This is a genomic window from Streptomyces sp. NBC_01198 (assembly GCF_036010485.1).
Lineage (GTDB): Bacteria > Actinomycetota > Actinomycetes > Streptomycetales > Streptomycetaceae > Actinacidiphila.
In genome coordinates this window covers 6,995,720-7,010,423 of record NZ_CP108568.1, presented here as the reverse complement: position 1 = coordinate 7,010,423, position 14,704 = coordinate 6,995,720, and the positions used below count along the sequence as shown (strand labels likewise).

At 72.1% G+C, this 14,704-nt stretch carries 12 protein-coding genes; 3 read left to right on the top strand and 9 right to left on the bottom strand.

Features of this window, described 5'->3' with window-relative positions; all coding sequences use genetic code 11:
- Nucleotides 1-24: 24 nt before the first annotated feature.
- From OG702_RS31115 to OG702_RS31105, 3 genes are all read right to left on the bottom strand, one after another.
- Nucleotides 25-2,202 (bottom strand): hypothetical protein, encoded by a 2,178-nt coding sequence (locus tag OG702_RS31115; protein ID WP_327292271.1) that lies wholly within the window; start codon nucleotides 2,200-2,202, stop codon nucleotides 25-27.
- Between the two features lie 302 nt (nucleotides 2,203-2,504).
- Entirely contained in the window at nucleotides 2,505-3,590 is a 1,086-nt protein-coding gene (locus tag OG702_RS31110) for a sugar ABC transporter substrate-binding protein (protein ID WP_327292270.1), read from the bottom strand.
- A gap of 191 nt (nucleotides 3,591-3,781) precedes the next feature.
- Nucleotides 3,782-6,001 (bottom strand): NADP-dependent isocitrate dehydrogenase, encoded by a 2,220-nt coding sequence (locus OG702_RS31105; RefSeq protein WP_327292269.1) that lies wholly within the window; start codon nucleotides 5,999-6,001, stop codon nucleotides 3,782-3,784.
- Nucleotides 6,002-6,230: 229 nt separating this feature from the next.
- Here OG702_RS31105 and OG702_RS31100 point away from each other — a divergent pair, with 229 nt between their 5' ends.
- Nucleotides 6,231-7,073 carry an MIP/aquaporin family protein gene (locus tag OG702_RS31100; RefSeq protein WP_327292268.1) on the top strand — a complete coding sequence of 281 codons (843 nt, stop codon included), beginning with the start codon at nucleotides 6,231-6,233 and terminating at the stop codon, nucleotides 7,071-7,073.
- Here the strand turns inward: OG702_RS31100 and OG702_RS31095 are convergent.
- On the bottom strand, nucleotides 6,998-8,086 hold the full coding sequence (locus OG702_RS31095; protein ID WP_327292267.1) for a LacI family DNA-binding transcriptional regulator: 1,089 nt from the start codon (nucleotides 8,084-8,086) through the stop codon (nucleotides 6,998-7,000). The two genes, OG702_RS31100 and OG702_RS31095, sit on opposite strands and share 76 nt — an antisense overlap.
- A 273-nt stretch (nucleotides 8,087-8,359) precedes the next feature.
- On the opposite strand from OG702_RS31095, the gene OG702_RS31090 reads away from it, so the two are divergent.
- Entirely contained in the window at nucleotides 8,360-9,910 is a 1,551-nt protein-coding gene (locus tag OG702_RS31090; protein WP_327292266.1) for a glycoside hydrolase family 43 protein, read from the top strand.
- 12 nt (nucleotides 9,911-9,922) lie between these two features.
- Here the strand turns inward: OG702_RS31090 and OG702_RS31085 are convergent, their stop codons facing one another.
- The 3 genes from OG702_RS31085 to OG702_RS31075 are packed head-to-tail and all read right to left on the bottom strand — an operon-like array spanning nucleotide 9,923 to nucleotide 12,511.
- On the bottom strand, nucleotides 9,923-10,939 hold the full coding sequence (locus OG702_RS31085) for an NAD(P)/FAD-dependent oxidoreductase (RefSeq protein WP_327292265.1): 1,017 nt from the start codon (nucleotides 10,937-10,939) through the stop codon (nucleotides 9,923-9,925).
- On the bottom strand, nucleotides 10,936-11,448 hold the full coding sequence (locus OG702_RS31080) for an isoprenylcysteine carboxyl methyltransferase family protein (RefSeq protein WP_327292264.1): 513 nt from the start codon (nucleotides 11,446-11,448) through the stop codon (nucleotides 10,936-10,938). Before OG702_RS31080 ends, OG702_RS31085 begins: the two co-directional genes overlap by 4 nt.
- 10 nt (nucleotides 11,449-11,458) lie before the next feature.
- The gene (locus tag OG702_RS31075) at nucleotides 11,459-12,511 is read right to left on the bottom strand and encodes a type III polyketide synthase (RefSeq protein ID WP_327292262.1); all 1,053 of its coding nucleotides are present in this window, start codon (nucleotides 12,509-12,511) and stop codon (nucleotides 11,459-11,461) included.
- A gap of 364 nt (nucleotides 12,512-12,875) precedes the next feature.
- On the opposite strand from OG702_RS31075, the gene OG702_RS31070 reads away from it, so the two are divergent.
- Nucleotides 12,876-13,712 (top strand): UbiA family prenyltransferase, encoded by an 837-nt coding sequence (locus OG702_RS31070; RefSeq protein WP_327292261.1) that lies wholly within the window; start codon nucleotides 12,876-12,878, stop codon nucleotides 13,710-13,712.
- 9 nt (nucleotides 13,713-13,721) lie between these two features.
- On the opposite strand, the gene OG702_RS31065 is transcribed toward OG702_RS31070, so the two are convergent.
- Nucleotides 13,722-14,144 (bottom strand): hypothetical protein, encoded by a 423-nt coding sequence (locus tag OG702_RS31065; RefSeq protein WP_327292260.1) that lies wholly within the window; start codon nucleotides 14,142-14,144, stop codon nucleotides 13,722-13,724.
- Between the two features lie 39 nt (nucleotides 14,145-14,183).
- Nucleotides 14,184-14,573: a cupredoxin domain-containing protein gene (locus tag OG702_RS31060; RefSeq protein ID WP_327292259.1), complete on the bottom strand. Its 390-nt coding sequence runs from the start codon at nucleotides 14,571-14,573 to the stop codon at nucleotides 14,184-14,186.
- Between the last annotated feature and the right edge of the window lie 131 nt (nucleotides 14,574-14,704).

The following is a 14,704-nucleotide window of genomic DNA, read 5'->3' as shown; positions in this document are numbered from 1 at the left end:
GGACCGCCCCGCGTCAGCCCCGGATCACGGGAAGTTGACGACGTTGCTCGGAGTGGTGTTGGACGCGGTGACCGCACCGGTGTCGTTGATGACGTGGCTGATGGTGCCCACGCCGCCGAGCGAGACGGTCAGTACGGAGTGGAACCGCACGCCGGAGGCGTTGGGCACCTCGAAGGCGTGGTAGTTGTTCACCGCCGGATTGACGTTGAAGTAGCAGTAACTGCCCAGCCCCCAGGCCTCGTGGGTGGTGACGCCGGTCCCCACCTTGTAGGCCGCGTAGCCGTTCTGGCCGGACGGGTTCTTCCAGGCCGCCTGGTTGGGCGGGTCGTAGGGGTTCTCGTTCTGGAAGAAGATCGTCCTGCCGCCCTGGCCGTTCCACACCACCTCGTACTTCTGGTAGTGCTCGACGAACAGCCCGGTGGCCAGCACGTTGTTGCCGTTGACGGTCAGGCCGGTGTCGGCGGTGTTCGTGCCCCAGCCGACGGTGCCGCTGAGGCCGTGGTCGGCTCGCCAGGCCCAGATGTGGTCGATGATCGTGTTGTTGCTGTTCACGATCAGGCTGTTGGTGGCCTTGCCCGCGCGCTCGCCGCCGATCCGGAAGAAGACGTCCTGGATGGTGGTCGGGTCGGTGGCGTGGCTGGCGGAGGAGCCGGAGGGCCCGACCGTCAGCAGGGAGGGCGAGTTGGTGGTGCCCGCGTCGAACAGCAGGCCCTTGAGCCGCACTCCGTTGACGTCGGCGACCTGCATGGCCGTGACGCCGTTGTCCGGGACGAAGGTCGGGTAGCCGATGCCGAGCACCACGGTGTCGGCCTTGGTCACGTTGAGCGTCTGGTTGAGGTGGTAGACGCCCGGGGTGACGAAGAGATTGCAGCCGGCGGCCAGCGCGTTGTTGATGGTCGCGGCGGTGTCGCCCGCCTTGACCACGTAGAACTGGCTCATCGGCAGCGAGCTGCCGGGGGTGCTGCCGCTCGCCCAGCTCGGTCCCGAGGCGTTGGTGCGCAGCGAGGGCAGGAAGACCCGGTACTTGCCGGAGCCGTCGAGGTAGAGGTAGGGCACGTCACGGGAGACCGGGGTGGTGCCGAGGGTGGTCTCCGGCGGGTTGGGGAAGGTGTTGCCGGGAGCGCCGTTCACCCCGGAGAAGACCATGTTCCACACGCCGCCCGCCCAGCTGCCCAGGTTGCTGTCCCGGGTGTACCACTGCTGCTGCGACACGGAGGCGGCCTGGCCGCTGACCTTGGTGTCGGCGATGTAGCCGCCGCTGGCGTAGCCGTAGCTGGCCGGGTAGAGCGCCAGCCCGCCGTGCACGTCGATGCGGCGGAACGGCGCGGCCTGCGCGACCGCCCAGCGGTCGGTGCCGCTCGACGGGTTGATCGCCAGGTTCTCCGCGCTGCGCCAGAAGTTCTGGGTGGCGTTGCCCGCGTCGGAGGCGTTGAAGGCGTCAACGGTGACGTCGCCGTTGATGGTGACGTCGTCCGGGTTCTGGCCGAGGCCGGCCACCGAGGTGTAGAAGCCGACGTTGTCCGTCACGTTGTACGTGCCGGGCTTGTACAGGTCGGCGACCCGGTTCTCGCTGAACTGCGCGGAGTTGGTGTCCTTCATCTGGTTGAACTGCGCGTCCAGCTGCGCCTGGATGGCGGCGTTGCCCATGGACGGGTCGAAGATGTGGACGTTGGAACCGAAGTTCGGGGTGTCCGACTGCGTGGGGCAGTTCCCGGGCGGCGGGGTGGTGCCACCGGTGCTGCCGGTGGTCGTCCCGGTGCTGGTCCCGGTGCTCGTGCCGGTGCTGGTGCTGCCGCCGCTGCCCTGGGTGTACGTGAACTGCGGGGTGTCGTACTGCGGCCCGTTCTTGGTGTAGGTGAACGAGTACGTCAGCACCGTGCCGGCCGGGATCGGCGAGACGGTGTACGTCCAGCTGCTGCCGGCCGCCGCCATCTGGACGTTCAACTGGCCGCCGCTGCCCACCTTGTAGTGGACGATCACGTAGGTGGCGGGGGTGGTCGGGGTGAAGGTGAGCCTGGCCTGGGTGCTGCTCGGCTCGCTCACGCTCTGGGTGTAGTCGGTGGCGGCCGACGCGCTGCCGATGGTGCCGATCAGGCCCAGCAGCCCGGCGAGAGCCAGCACGAAGGCGGCGAGCAGGGCGACGGGCCGCCGGTGGATGCGTGGCCGGTGCCCGGACCGGCCTGGGGGGAAGGTTCTGCGCATGAGTGGAGTCCTTTCCCTGGCTTCACGCAGTGAACGCCAGGTCAGCGCGGGTGTGGGGGTGGAATCGCGCTCAGCACTGCACATTTCGGGCCACAGCTGGCCATGACCCTTGGATTCAGCCGATTGAAAACGCTCTCAATCTGCGGATAGGGGATACCCCGGATCCGTAAGGCAGTTTCAAGGGGTCATGGCGAGCCGTCAAGAAGATGAGCGGGATTCCCGCGCCGAAGCGCGTTCCTCCCGCTCTGGTCCCCCGGTCGCGAGCACCGGGCCGGCCGCTGGAGGGCCGGCCCGGTCGCGGCCTACTTGATGCCGGCCGCTTCGCAGGCCTTGGCGAAGTCCGCGGTGCAGACCTGGCCGACGGTGTACGTGCCGTCGGCGATCACCGTGTCCTTGATGTTGGCCTTCGTCACCGAGACCGCGTCGAGCAGCTTGGAGGGCACCTGGTCCTTCGAGCCGCTCTCCTTGGTGGTGTCGGCGACGGACTTGAAGTCCTTGCCCTCCAGCAGGTCCACCGCGATCTGCGCGGTGTTCTCGGCCTCGGGCTTGGCCGCCTTGTAGACGGTGGAGCTCTGGGTGCCGAGCAGGATCCGCTGGATCGCCGTGAGGTCTGCGTCCTGGCCGGTCAGCGGGACCGACGACATGTTGTTGGCCTTGAGCGCGGTCGCGATACCGCCGGCCATCGTGTCGTTGGCCGAGTAGACGCCCTTGATGTTGGCCTTGCCGACCGAGGTGATCGCCGCCTGCACCTTCTGGTTGGCGACGGTGTCCTTCCACTGGCCGGACTGCTCATAGGCGATGGCGACCTTGCCGTCCAGGACCTTGTGCGCCCCGGCCTTGAACTCCGCCGCGTTGGGGTCGGCCTCGTCGCCGTTGATCATCACGATCTTGGTCTGCGGGGTGGCGGAGGAACCCATGGCGTCCAGCAGCGCCTGGCCCTGGAGTTCGCCGACCTTCTCGTTGTCGTAGGAGACATACGCCGAGACCGGGCCCTGGGCCAGCCGGTCGTAGGCGACGACCTTGATGCCCTTGTCGACCGCGGCCTGGACGGAGGACTTGATGCCCACCGCGTCCTGCGCGTCCAGGATCAGCACCTTGACGCCCCGGGCGATCATGCTGCTGACCTGCTGCGCCTGCTTGGCGGCGTCACCGGCTGCGTTGTCGTACTGCACGGTGCAGTCCGAACACAGCTCCTTGATCTTGCTGGTGATCAGCGGCCTGTCGAACTTCTCGTACCGTGCCGTCACCGTGTCGGGCAGCAGGAGGCCGATGGTCTTGTCCTTTTTGTTGTCCGACGACTTGTCCCCGGCCTTGCCACACGCGGCCATGGTCAGCGCCAGAGTGATCACTGCGCTTCCCACGACAATACGGCGCGATATCGCGTTCATTGCGGCGGTGCCTCCCCTGAGAGGGCCGCCACGACGCGGCCCAAGTGCGGGTGAGTCAACTCGGGTCGCGGCCCGCGCGTCAAGAAGTAAATCATCGGAGCGATCACTCCGTGAGACGCCGTCACCCCGGCACAGTGACGATCGGGCCGGGGTGACGGGGGTGCCGCGGAGTGGCCGCGGCGGGCGTTCGATCAGGCAATCATGGCGATGGCCTGGTTGAACGTCTCCGACGGGCGCATCACGGCGGCCGCCTTGGCGGGGTCGGGCTGGTAGTAGCCGCCGATGTCCACCGGCGATCCCTGCACAGCGATCAATTCGGTAACGATGGTCTCCTGCTGCTCGGCGAGCGTCTTGGCGAGCGCGCCGAAGGCCGCCGCGAGCGCCTCGTCGTCGGTCTGCGCCGCGAGCTCCTGCGCCCAGTACAGCGCGAGGTAGAAGTGGCTGCCGCGGTTGTCGATGCCGCCGAGCCGGCGGCTGGGCGACCGGTCCTCGTTGAGGAAGGTGCCGGTGGCGCGGTCCAGGGTGTCGGCGAGGATCTGCGCCCGCGCGTTGCCGGTGGAGGTGGCCAGGTGCTCGAAGCTGGCGGCCAGTGCGAAGAACTCGCCGAGGCTGTCCCAGCGCAGGTAGTTCTCCTTGACCAGCTGCTGCACGTGCTTGGGCGCCGAGCCGCCCGCGCCGGTCTCGAACAGGCCGCCGCCGTTGATCAGCGGGACCACCGAGAGCATCTTGGCGCTGGTGCCGAGCTCCAGGATCGGGAAGAGGTCGGTCAGGTAGTCGCGCAGCACGTTGCCGGTGACCGAGATGGTGTCCTCGCCGCGGCGGATCCGCTCCAGCGAGAAGGCGGTCGCGGCCTGCGGCGTCATGATCTCGATCTGCAGCCCGTCGGTGTCGTGCTCGGGCAGGTAGCGGGCGACCTTGGCGATCAGGTTGGCGTCGTGCGCGCGGCTCTCGTCCAGCCAGAAGACCGCGGGGCTGCCGGTGGCGCGGGCACGCGTGACGGCGAGCTTGACCCAGTCGCGGATCGGGACGTCCTTGGTCTGGCACATCCGGAAGACGTCGCCGGCGCTGACGACCTGTTCCAGGACGGCGTCACCCGCGGCGTCGACCACCCGGACGGTGCCGGTGACCGGGATCTCGAAGGTCTTGTCGTGGCTGCCGTACTCCTCGGCGGCCTGCGCCATCAGCCCGACGTTGGGGACCGAGCCCATGGTCGCCGGATCGAAGGCGCCGTGCGCGCGGCAGTCCTCGATGACGACCTGGTAGACGCCGGAGTAGCTGCTGTCCGGGATCACCGCGAGGGTGTCGGCCTCCTGGCCGTCCGGGCCCCACATGTGGCCGGAGGTGCGGATCATGGCCGGCATCGAGGCGTCCACGATGACGTCGCTGGGCACGTGCAGGTTGGTGACGCCGCGGTCGGAGTCGACCATCGCCAGCTCGGGGCCCTCGGCCAGCTCCGCGTCGAAGGACGCCTTGATCGTGGCGCCGTCGGGCAGCGACTCCAGGCCCTTGAGGATGCCGCCGAGGCCGTCGTTCGGGGTCAGGCCGGCCGCGGCGAGCGCGGCGCCGTGCTCGGCGAAGGTCCGCGGGAAGAAGGCGCGGACCACGTGGCCGAAGATGATCGGGTCGGAGACCTTCATCATCGTGGCCTTGAGGTGCACCGAGAACAGCACGCCCTCCGCCTTGGCCCTGGCGACCTGGGCGGTGAGGAACTCCCGGAGCGCGGCGACCCGCATCACCGAGGCGTCGACGACCTCGCCGGCCAGCACCGGCACCGACTCGCGCAGCACGGTGGTGGTGCCGTCGTCGCCGGCCAGCTCGATGCGCAGGGTGCCGTCGGCGGCGATGACCACGGACTTCTCGGTGCTCCGGAAGTCGTCGGCGCCCATCGTGGCGACGTTGGTCCTCGACTCGGGGGTCCAGGCGCCCATCCGGTGCGGGTGTGCCTTGGCGTAGTTCTTCACCGACGCGGGGGCGCGACGGTCGGAGTTGCCCTCGCGGAGCACCGGGTTGACGGCGCTGCCCTTGATCCGGTCGTAGCGGGCGCGCACGTCGCGGTCCTGGTCGCTCTTCGCGTCGTCCGGGTAGTCGGGCAGCGCGTAGCCCTGCTGCTGGAGCTCGGCGACGGCCGCCTTGAGCTGCGGGATCGACGCCGAGACGTTCGGCAGCTTGATGATGTTCGCGCCGGGGGTGCCGGCCAGCCGGCCCAGCTCGGCCAGCGCGTCGTCGATCCGCTGGCCCTCCTCCAGGTAGTCGGGGAAGGCGGCGATGATCCGGCCGGCCAGCGAGATGTCACGGCTCTCGACCGTGACGCCGGCCGTCGAGGCGTAGGCCTCGATCACCGGCAGGAACGAATACGTCGCCAGGGCCGGCGCCTCGTCGGTGTGCGTATAGATGATGGTCGAGTCAGCCACCGGTTACTCCGCTCCAGTTTCCAGCATTGCGAACATTGCTTGATATCAAGATATCCCGTGCCCGTCGGGACTCCGACGACGGGGCGCGTATCCGGGGTCCGGCGGACGGCCTAACCCCGCGCGCCGCGGGCGGCGGCTCGTGTTTCGGTGGTGCAGCAGTCACATACCGAGACGGTGCAGAACCGAACGAGCCACAGCCGGCCGTGACGGCCGGCGGGAAGCGGTAGCCATGGCGAAACGTGCACGGGGCTCGGCGCTGATCGGGGAGATGGCGGCGGAATTCGCCGGCACGATGATCCTGATCCTGATCGGCGTCGGCGTAGTGGCCCAGGTGGTCGCGGGCGGTGCCCTGACCGACCCCAAGGGCGGTCTCGGCGACCACGACTCCATCTCCTGGGCCTGGGGCCTGGGCGTCACCCTGGGCGTCTACGTCGCCGCCAGACTCAGCGGTGCCCACCTCAATCCCGCAGTGACGCTGACGCTGGCGACCTTCAAGGGCTTCTCCTGGCAGAAGGTGGTGCCCTACTGGATCGCCCAGTTCCTCGGGGCCTTCGTCGCCGCGCTGATCGTGCGGTGGAACTACACCGAGATCCTGGGCCACGCCGACCCGGGCCACACCATCAAGACGCAGACGGTCTTCGCCACCTTGCCAGGCAACGGCTCGCTGACCGCCGGGGTGCACGAGTGGGGTGCCTTCCGCGACCAGGTGATCGGCACCGCGATCCTGCTGATGCTGGTCCTGGCGGTCACCGACGTGCTCAACACCCCGCCCGGCGCCAACCTGGGCGCCTTCATCGTCGGCCTGATCGTGGTGGCGATCGGCATGGCCTACGGCGCCAACGCCGGCTACGCCATCAACCCGGCCCGTGACCTCGGCCCCCGGCTGGCCAGCTACATCACCGGCTACCACACGGCCTGGCGAGATCAATGGGGCAATCTCTACTTCTGGGTGCCGGTCTTCGGGCCGTTCGCCGGCGGTCTGATCGGCGGCGCGATCTACAAGATCTTCGTCGGGCGCTTCCTGCCCACCGCCGAGCCGGAGCCGGCCGGCCGGGTACCCGCCTCGGACTGAGGCGGAGCGGCGGAGCTGTCCCGGACCACGAGGCTGGTGGACAGCTCCACCCGCAGGACGTCGGGGGTCTGGCCCTGGACGAGCTGGAGCAGCATGTCGGCAGCCGCGGCGCCCATTTCGGCGAGCGGCTGCCGCACTGTGGTCAGCGGCGGCGGGGACCAGCGGGCCTGCGGCAGGTCGTCGAAACCGACGACGCTCAGGTCGTCGGGCACCCGCAGGCCGAACTGCCTGGCCGCCTCGTACACGCCCAGCGCCATCTGGTCGCTGGCGGCGAAGACCGCGGTCGGCGGGTGCGCGCCGCCGAGCAGCGCCGAGCCCAGGGTGAAGCCGGACTCGTGCGAGAAGTCCCCCACCCGCACCAGGTCGTCGTCCACCTCGATGCCGGCCGACTCCAGGGCGGCGCGGTAGCCGTCCAGCCTGGCCCGGCTGCACAGCAGCGCGGGCGGCCCGGTGATCGTGCCGATCCTGCGGTGCCCGAGCGAGAGCAGGTGCAGCACCGCGCTGCGGCCGCCGGCCCAGTTGGTCGCGCCGATCGTCGGGATGTCGAAGGTGGGCACCCCCGCCGGGTCGATGACCACCAGCGGCATGCCCAGCCTGCGCAGTTCGGCGTTCAGCTGCGGGGCGGGCTCGGAGGTGACCAGGATCGCCCCGTCGGAGTTGCGCGACCGCACCCCGATCAGCCACTGCTGCGCGGACGCCGCCTGGTGGTGCACGGCGGAGACCACCGCGCCGACCCCCGCGGCATGGGCGACCTTCTCCACGCCGCGCAGGATCTCCACCGCCCAGGGGCTGTCGAGGTCGTTGAACACCAGGTCGATCAGGTTGGCCCGGTTCGCGGTGCCGGCCGCTCTGCGCCGGTAGCCGTGCTCGGCCAGCAGATCCTCGATGCGGCTGCGGGTCGCGGCCGCCACGTCGCTGCGCCCGTTGAGCACCCGGGAGACCGTCGGCAGTGACACCCCGGCTGCCCGGGCGATGTCGGCGATCGTGACCCGGCCTGCGCGGTCTGACGCCACCGGTGCCTCCTGTCGCAGTGGGCTCCCAGCATAGGCAGCGCGCCCGCCCGGCGGTGGCGGCGGCGCACCTTTCCGCCACCGTGCGCGGGCAGGGTTGACGCGGCCGCCCGGCGCTTCTAACGTCTCTCGAAACTTCCGGATGAAGGGCGCAAGTTTCGAAAGGTCGGGTGACTCGCTGCGCCGCGCACCGCTCGCAGCGCGCCGGACCGGGCCGCGCGCCCGGGCAGCGGCGCCGATCCGACGCGTCACCTCACCCAAGGACACGCACGACAGATGACCGTCACCGCGAACAATCCCGTGCTGCCCGGCTGCTTCCCCGACCCCTCGGTGTGCCGGGTGGGGCAGGACTACTTCCTCGCCTCCTCCTCCTTCGCCTACTTCCCCGGCATCCCGCTGCACCACAGCAGGGACCTGGCCCACTGGCGGCCGATCGGCCACGCCGTGGACCGCGCCGGGCAACTGGACCTCGGCGGGGTGCGCGCGGACGGCGGCCTCTACGCGCCCACGCTCCGCCACACCGCGGGGCGCTTCCACCTGGTGTGCACCCTGGTCGACGGGCTCGGCACCGCAGGCAACTTCCTGCTCTCCGCGGACGATCCGGCCGGCGACTGGTCGGACCCGGTGTGGCTGCCCGAGGCTCCCGGCTTCGACCCGTCGCTGTTCTTCGACGACGACGGCTCGGCGTATCTGCTCGGCGCCCGGGAGCTGCCGGGCACCGGTGGCCGCACCGAGATCTGGATGCGCGGCTTCGACCTGGCGACCGGCGCGCTGACCGGCCCCGACCGGGTGCTCTTCCGCGGCGCGCTGCTCGACGCCCGCTGGGCGGAGGGGCCGCACCTCTACCGGCACGACGGCTGGTACGTGCTGCTGCTCGCCGAGGGCGGCACCGAGCACGGGCACGCGGTCACCGTGGCCCGCAGCCGGCAGGTCACCGGGCCGTACGAGAACCACCCGGGCAATCCGGTGCTCACCCACCGGCACCTGGGGCTCGGCCACCCGGTCTCCGGCGTCGGGCACGCCGACCTGGTGGAGACGCCCGGCGGCGACTGGTACGCGCTGCTGCTGGCCTCCCGGATGTACGGCGGCCGGCACGCCAACCTGGGCCGCGAGACCCATCTGGCCCGGGTGGAGTGGGAGCAGGGCTGGCCGGTCCTCAACCCCGGCGAGGGGCGGCTGACCGCGCACACGCAGGTCGCGCTGCCCGCCCACCCCTGGCCGGCGGCCGACCCGGTGGACCACTTCGACGCCACCGAGCTGGGCGCCGGCTGGAATCTGCTGCGCGGCCCGGCGACGGAGGCGTACAGCCTGAGCGAGCGGCCCGGCCACCTGCGGCTGCGGCTGCTGCCGCGGACGCTGTCCGAGCAGAGCACCCAGGCCTTCGTGGGACGCCGCCAGCAGCACATCGACTTCGCCGCGGAGACCGCCCTCGACTTCACCCCCGGCGCGCCCGGCGAGGCCGCGGGCCTGGCGGTGCTGCAGTCCCCCGGGGCCCACATCACGCTGCTGGTGACGACGGCCGAGGACGGCGGCACCGTCGCCCGGCTGACCGCGCGCGACGCGTGCGCCGACACGGTACGCGCCGAACTGCCCGTCCAGCCGGGGCCGTTGCGGCTCGGAGTGCGGGCCACCGGGCAGGACTACACCTTCTCGTGCAGCCAGTCCCCCGCGGGCTCGCGGGACCTGGGCACCGTCGACGGCCGCTTCCTCAGCAGCCAGGTCGCCGGCGGCTTCACCGGTGTCTACCTCGGCCCGTACGCGACGGGACCGGCGGGCGGCAGCGGCCACGCCGACTACGACTGGTTCCGCTACGGACCCACGAGCTGACCTCCGCCGCGGTCAGGAGAGCCGGTCGACCGCGGCGGCGAAGAGCGCGGGACAGCGGGCCGCCGCCGGGACGATACGGCGGGCGGACCACGGGCGGCTGCGCAGCCACAGCAGCGAGCCGGTGAGCAGCCGGTAGTCGCGCGAGGCCTGCCGCCACGCGCGCTCGTAGTCCTGCGGCCGGTCGGCCAGCACGCAGCGCACCAGCTGCTCGGCCGCGGCCAGCGCGACCGCGATGCCCTCGCCGGTCAGCGCGTCGACGTAGCCGGCGGCGTCGCCGACCAGCAGCACCCGGCCGGCCACCCGGGTACGGACCCGCTGCCGCATCGGGCCCGCCCCGCGCGCGGGCGTCACCGCGTCGGCGGACAGCCGCTCCAGCAGCCGTGGGAAGGCAGCCAGTTGGCCGGCGAAGGGCGCCCGGTCACCGGTCAGCACGGCGACGCCCACCAGCTGCGGCCCGAGCGGGGTGACGTACGCCTCGGCACGCGGCGACCAGTGCACCTCGACGCAGTCGGTCCACGGCGGGACGGCGAAGTGCCGGCGCAGCCCGTAGCGGGCCGGCCGCGGATCGGGTCCGGCGCCGAGCCGCAGCCCGCGCCTGATCGGCGAGTGCAGGCCGTCCGCCGCGGCCAGATAGCGGGCGGTGATCCCGGCCGCGGTGACCGTCCCGCCGTCCTGCCGGAGACCGTCGACCCGCAACGGCAGCACCGGCACGCCCAGTTCGGCCGCGGTGGCGGCGAGCGCGGCATGCAGTTCGGTACGCCTGACCCCGCGCCCGGGTCCTGCCCGGAAGCGGGCCTCCGCCCGGTACCGCTCGTCGACGTAACGGATGCCATGCAGCGGCGAGCCCCCGAGGGTGACGCCGAGCGCTGCCAGCGAGCGGACGGCGGAGGGCATCAGTCCCTCGCCGCAGGCCTTGTCGACCGGCCCGGGGCGCGGCTCCACGACCACCACGTCGAGCCCGGCCCTGGCGGCGCGGATCGCGGTGGCGAGCCCGGCGGGACCGCCGCCCGCGACCAGCAGGTCGATCACGCGGCCGCCACGCCGAGCGCGGCCTTCTCGCAGCGCAGGCGCACCGACAGCAGCTTGGCGTTGGCCGCGGTGAAGCACAGCGCGGTGATCCACGCCCCGTGCGCCAGCGGCAGGGCCGCGCCCTCCACCACCACCGCCAGGTAGTTGGGATGCCGCATCAGCCGGTACGGACCGCGGTCCACCAGCGGCAGCCCGGGAACGACGATCACCCGGGTGTTCCAGCGCGGGCCGAGCACGGCGACGCACCACCAGCGCAGCAGCATCGCGGCCACCACGAGCGCGAGCATCGGCCAGCCCAGCGCCGCCACGAACGGCCGCTGCCCGTAGTGCACTTCGGCCAGGCAGCCGGCCAGCAGCCCGGTGTGCAGCAGCACCATCACCGGATAGTGGCCGCCACCGTGCTCCGTGCCGCCGCGTTCGTAGCTCCAGGCGGCGTTGCGGCGGGCGGTGTTCAGCTCGATGAGCCGCTCGAAGGCGACCAGCAGGACAAGCAGGGTGTAAGGAGGCATCAGAGGGCACCTACCAGCGCAGGAGGACGAGTTCGGAACAGAAGCCGGGGCCCATGGCCATCAGCAGCCCCGGGCTGCCCGGCAACGGGGGGTCGGCGGCCAGCGTGTCGCGCAGGATGTGCAGCACCGAGGCGGACGAGAGGTTGCCGACCTCGGCGAGCGAACGCCAGGTCGCCTCCAGCGCCCTGGCCGGCAGTTGCAGCGTCTCGCGCACCGCCTCCAGCACCTTCGGGCCGCCCGGGTGGCACACCCAGCCGGTCACGTCCTGCGGCTTGAGATCGTGGTCGGCCAGGAACTCCCTTACCTCGGGGCCGAGATGGCTGCGGACCAGGTCGGGCAGGTCGCTGCCCAGCACGATACGGAAGCCGTTGTCGCCGATGTCCCAGCCCAGAAGGTGCTCGGTCTGCGGATACAGCCGGCTGCGGGTCGCCACCACCTCGGGCCCCGCCGCGGCGCGGTCCCGGCCGACCGCCACGACCGCGGCGGCGCCGTCGCCGAACAGCGAGCCGGCCACGACGTTGGCCGTCGAGCTGTCGTCGCGCTGCAGCGTCAGCGAGCACAGCTCCACCGAGAGCAGGACGGCGACGCCCTGCGGGCGGGCCTCCAGGTAGTCGTGCAGCCGCGCCAGACCCGCGGCCCCGGCCACGCACCCCAGGCCGAACACCGGGACCCGCTTCACGTCGGGCCGCAGCCCGAGCCGGCCGGCGATCCTCGCCTCGATGGAGGGTGCGGCGATGCCGGTGACCGAGGTGAAGATGACCAGGTCCACCTCGTCGGACCGCACGCCGGCCGCGGCCAGCGCGCCGGTGATCGCCTCCTCGCCCAGGTCCTGGGCGGCCGCGATGAAGCAGTCGTTGGCCTCGCCGAAGCCGTGCAGTGTCGCGTAGCGCTCCAGGGGCAGCGCGAGCCGGCGCGTGCGCACGGCGGAGGCGGCGTGCACCCGCTCCAGCACCCCGCGCGCCACCGGGGAGGCCGCCCCCAGCCCTGCGAGTGCCTCGGTGATCTCGTGCTGCTCGTACCGATACGGCGGAAGCACCGCATGCACGCCGCCGATTCGCGTCATTGACGCATCATATGTACGACATGAGCTATTCCCTCCGGGGTTGTGCCGGTGTGTCGCCGGGCGTCGCTTGGCCCGATCCCCGGGTCGCCCCCCCCGGGGGGAGGGGGTGCCACTTGCCGTGGCCTTGCTGCCTTCCCCGCGTCGTGGTTGCGCGCGCCGTTCCTCGCGGCCCTCAGGTCGTGCCACTTGCGGTGGTCGTGTCGCCTTCCCGGCGTCGTGGCCTAGTGCGGCGTTGCTTGCGGCCCTCAGGGAGTGGCACTTGCTGTCGTGGCTTGGTGCGGCGTTGCTCGTGGCGCTGAGGGGGTGGCTGCCGTCACTCGGGTGGGGGATGTGCGGGCATGGGGGTGGGCCTAGCGTGGGGGGTGTGAGAGGTCGCGGCGTGGTGAGGGCGTGTCATCCCGAGCCCACCGTCGCGGTCACCGTGCTGGTGACCGCGCTCGCCGCCGCGTCCGGGCGTAGTCCCGCCGCGTGCGCGGTGCTCGGCGCAGCCGTGTTGTGCGGGCAGTTGTCGATCGGCTGGTGCAATGACCTGGTGGACGCCGGCCGGGACACCGCGGCGGGCCGCACGGACAAGCCGCTGGCCGCGGGGACGGCGGGCGGTGGCGCGGTCGCGGCGGCCGCGGTCAGCGCGCTCACCGCGTGCGTCGTGCTGTCGCTGGCCGCGGGGCGCTCGGCCGGGGCGGCCCATCTCACCGGCGTGGCGGCGGCCTGGGCGTACAACCTCGGGGTGAAGCGCACAGCGGCCTCCTGGGTGCCGTACGCGCTGGCGTTCGGGCTGCTCCCGGCGTTCGTCACGCTGGGTCTGCCCGGCCGCCCGTGGCCGCCCGGCTGGGCCATGGCCGCGGGCGCCCTGCTCGGCGTGGGCGCCCACTTCACCAATGTGCTGCCGGACATCGACGCGGACCTGGCCGCGGGCGTGCGCGGCCTGCCGCAGCGGCTGGGCCCGCGGCGTACCCGCGTCCTGGCCCCGCTGCCGCTGCTCGCCGCGTCCGCGGTGCTGGTGGTCGGGCCGCCGGGGCCGGTCGGGCGGGCCGGCTGGGCCGCGCTGCTGGTGACCGCGGGGCTCGCGGCGGCGACCACCGCCGCGACGTCGCAGGGCGCCCGCGCGGGCAGCCGGCTGCCGTTCCTGGCCACGCTCGCGATGGCGGTGACCGCCGTGGGGCTGCTGGTGCTGCACGGCGGCTCGCTGGCCCCCGCCTGAGCCGCCGCGTCAGCTCAGGTGCCGCCGCCGGTGGTGCTCCCGCAGGTCCACGGCCATGAGGACGGCCGCGGTGACGACCGTCACCAGCTGGGCGACGGCGACGACCTTCTTCTCGGTGTACCAGATCGGTTCGTACATGTTGGGCAGCGGCCCGAAGTCGCCCACGTTGACGTAGCGGTAGACGACGAGCAGCGCGAAGCCGCCCGCGGCGACCAGCCAGCCGAAGGCGTCGCTGACGAAGCGGCGCCAGACCAGGATCAGCAGCGCGGCGAGCGCCGAGAGCGCGGCCTCGGCGCGGAAGAGGTCGCCCTGGCCGAAGGTGGCGGTCACCACGTCGTACCGCGGGGCGAGGTCGGCGTGCACGTAGGCGTCGACCCCGAGTCCCGCCGCGGCAAGCACCCGGACAGTCCAGACCGCCGTACGCATCTGCATGACGGCTCCTTCGCGTCGTCGTCGGTCATGGTCACGGCGTCAGCCGACGGTCAGGGTGCCCTTCATGAAGGGGTGGATCGTGCAGGTGTACGGGTAGGTCCCGGCCTTCGCGGGCACGGTGAAGGTCACCGTCCGGCCGGCCGCGATGTCGCCGGTGTCGAACGCCTTCGCGCCGCTCGCGGTCACCGTGTGGGGGGTCGAGTCGCTGTTGGTGACGGTCACCACGGTGCCCGGCTTCACGGTGAGCGTCGCGGGGTCGAAGGCGAAGTTCTTGATGTCGATGCGCGCGGCACCGCCGCCCGTGGCGGGTGAGGACGCCGGCGGTGACGCGCTCGTCGTCGATCCTGACCCGCCGGAGTCCGAGTCGGAGCACGCGGTGAGTGCCAGCAGCAGGCTCGCCGCGCTCAGCACGCCCAGCGACCGCGTCATGGGACCGCGCACCGCACCAGCCATGGCCACCTCGCCCGTCGTGGGCGCCCGGACGGCCGCCTCCACCGCCACCCTCCGCCCCGCACGCGCGCGCCGCCCGCCGCAGCGGCCGCTCGGGGGACGTTTTCACG

Excerpts from the sequence above, each read along its gene's own strand:
- OG702_RS31115 (WP_327292271.1), bottom strand. The coding sequence starts at position 2,202 with ATGCGCAGAACCTTCCCCCCAGGCCGGTCCGGGCACCGGCCACGCATC.
- OG702_RS31110 (WP_327292270.1), bottom strand. The coding sequence starts at position 3,590 with ATGAACGCGATATCGCGCCGTATTGTCGTGGGAAGCGCAGTGATCACT.
- OG702_RS31100 (WP_327292268.1), top strand. The coding sequence starts at position 6,231 with ATGGCGAAACGTGCACGGGGCTCGGCGCTGATCGGGGAGATGGCGGCG.
- OG702_RS31090 (WP_327292266.1), top strand. The coding sequence starts at position 8,360 with ATGACCGTCACCGCGAACAATCCCGTGCTGCCCGGCTGCTTCCCCGAC.
- OG702_RS31080 (WP_327292264.1), bottom strand. The coding sequence starts at position 11,448 with ATGCCTCCTTACACCCTGCTTGTCCTGCTGGTCGCCTTCGAGCGGCTC.
- OG702_RS31075 (WP_327292262.1), bottom strand. The coding sequence starts at position 12,511 with ATGACGCGAATCGGCGGCGTGCATGCGGTGCTTCCGCCGTATCGGTAC.
- OG702_RS31065 (WP_327292260.1), bottom strand. The coding sequence starts at position 14,144 with ATGCAGATGCGTACGGCGGTCTGGACTGTCCGGGTGCTTGCCGCGGCG.
- OG702_RS31060 (WP_327292259.1), bottom strand. The coding sequence starts at position 14,573 with ATGACGCGGTCGCTGGGCGTGCTGAGCGCGGCGAGCCTGCTGCTGGCA.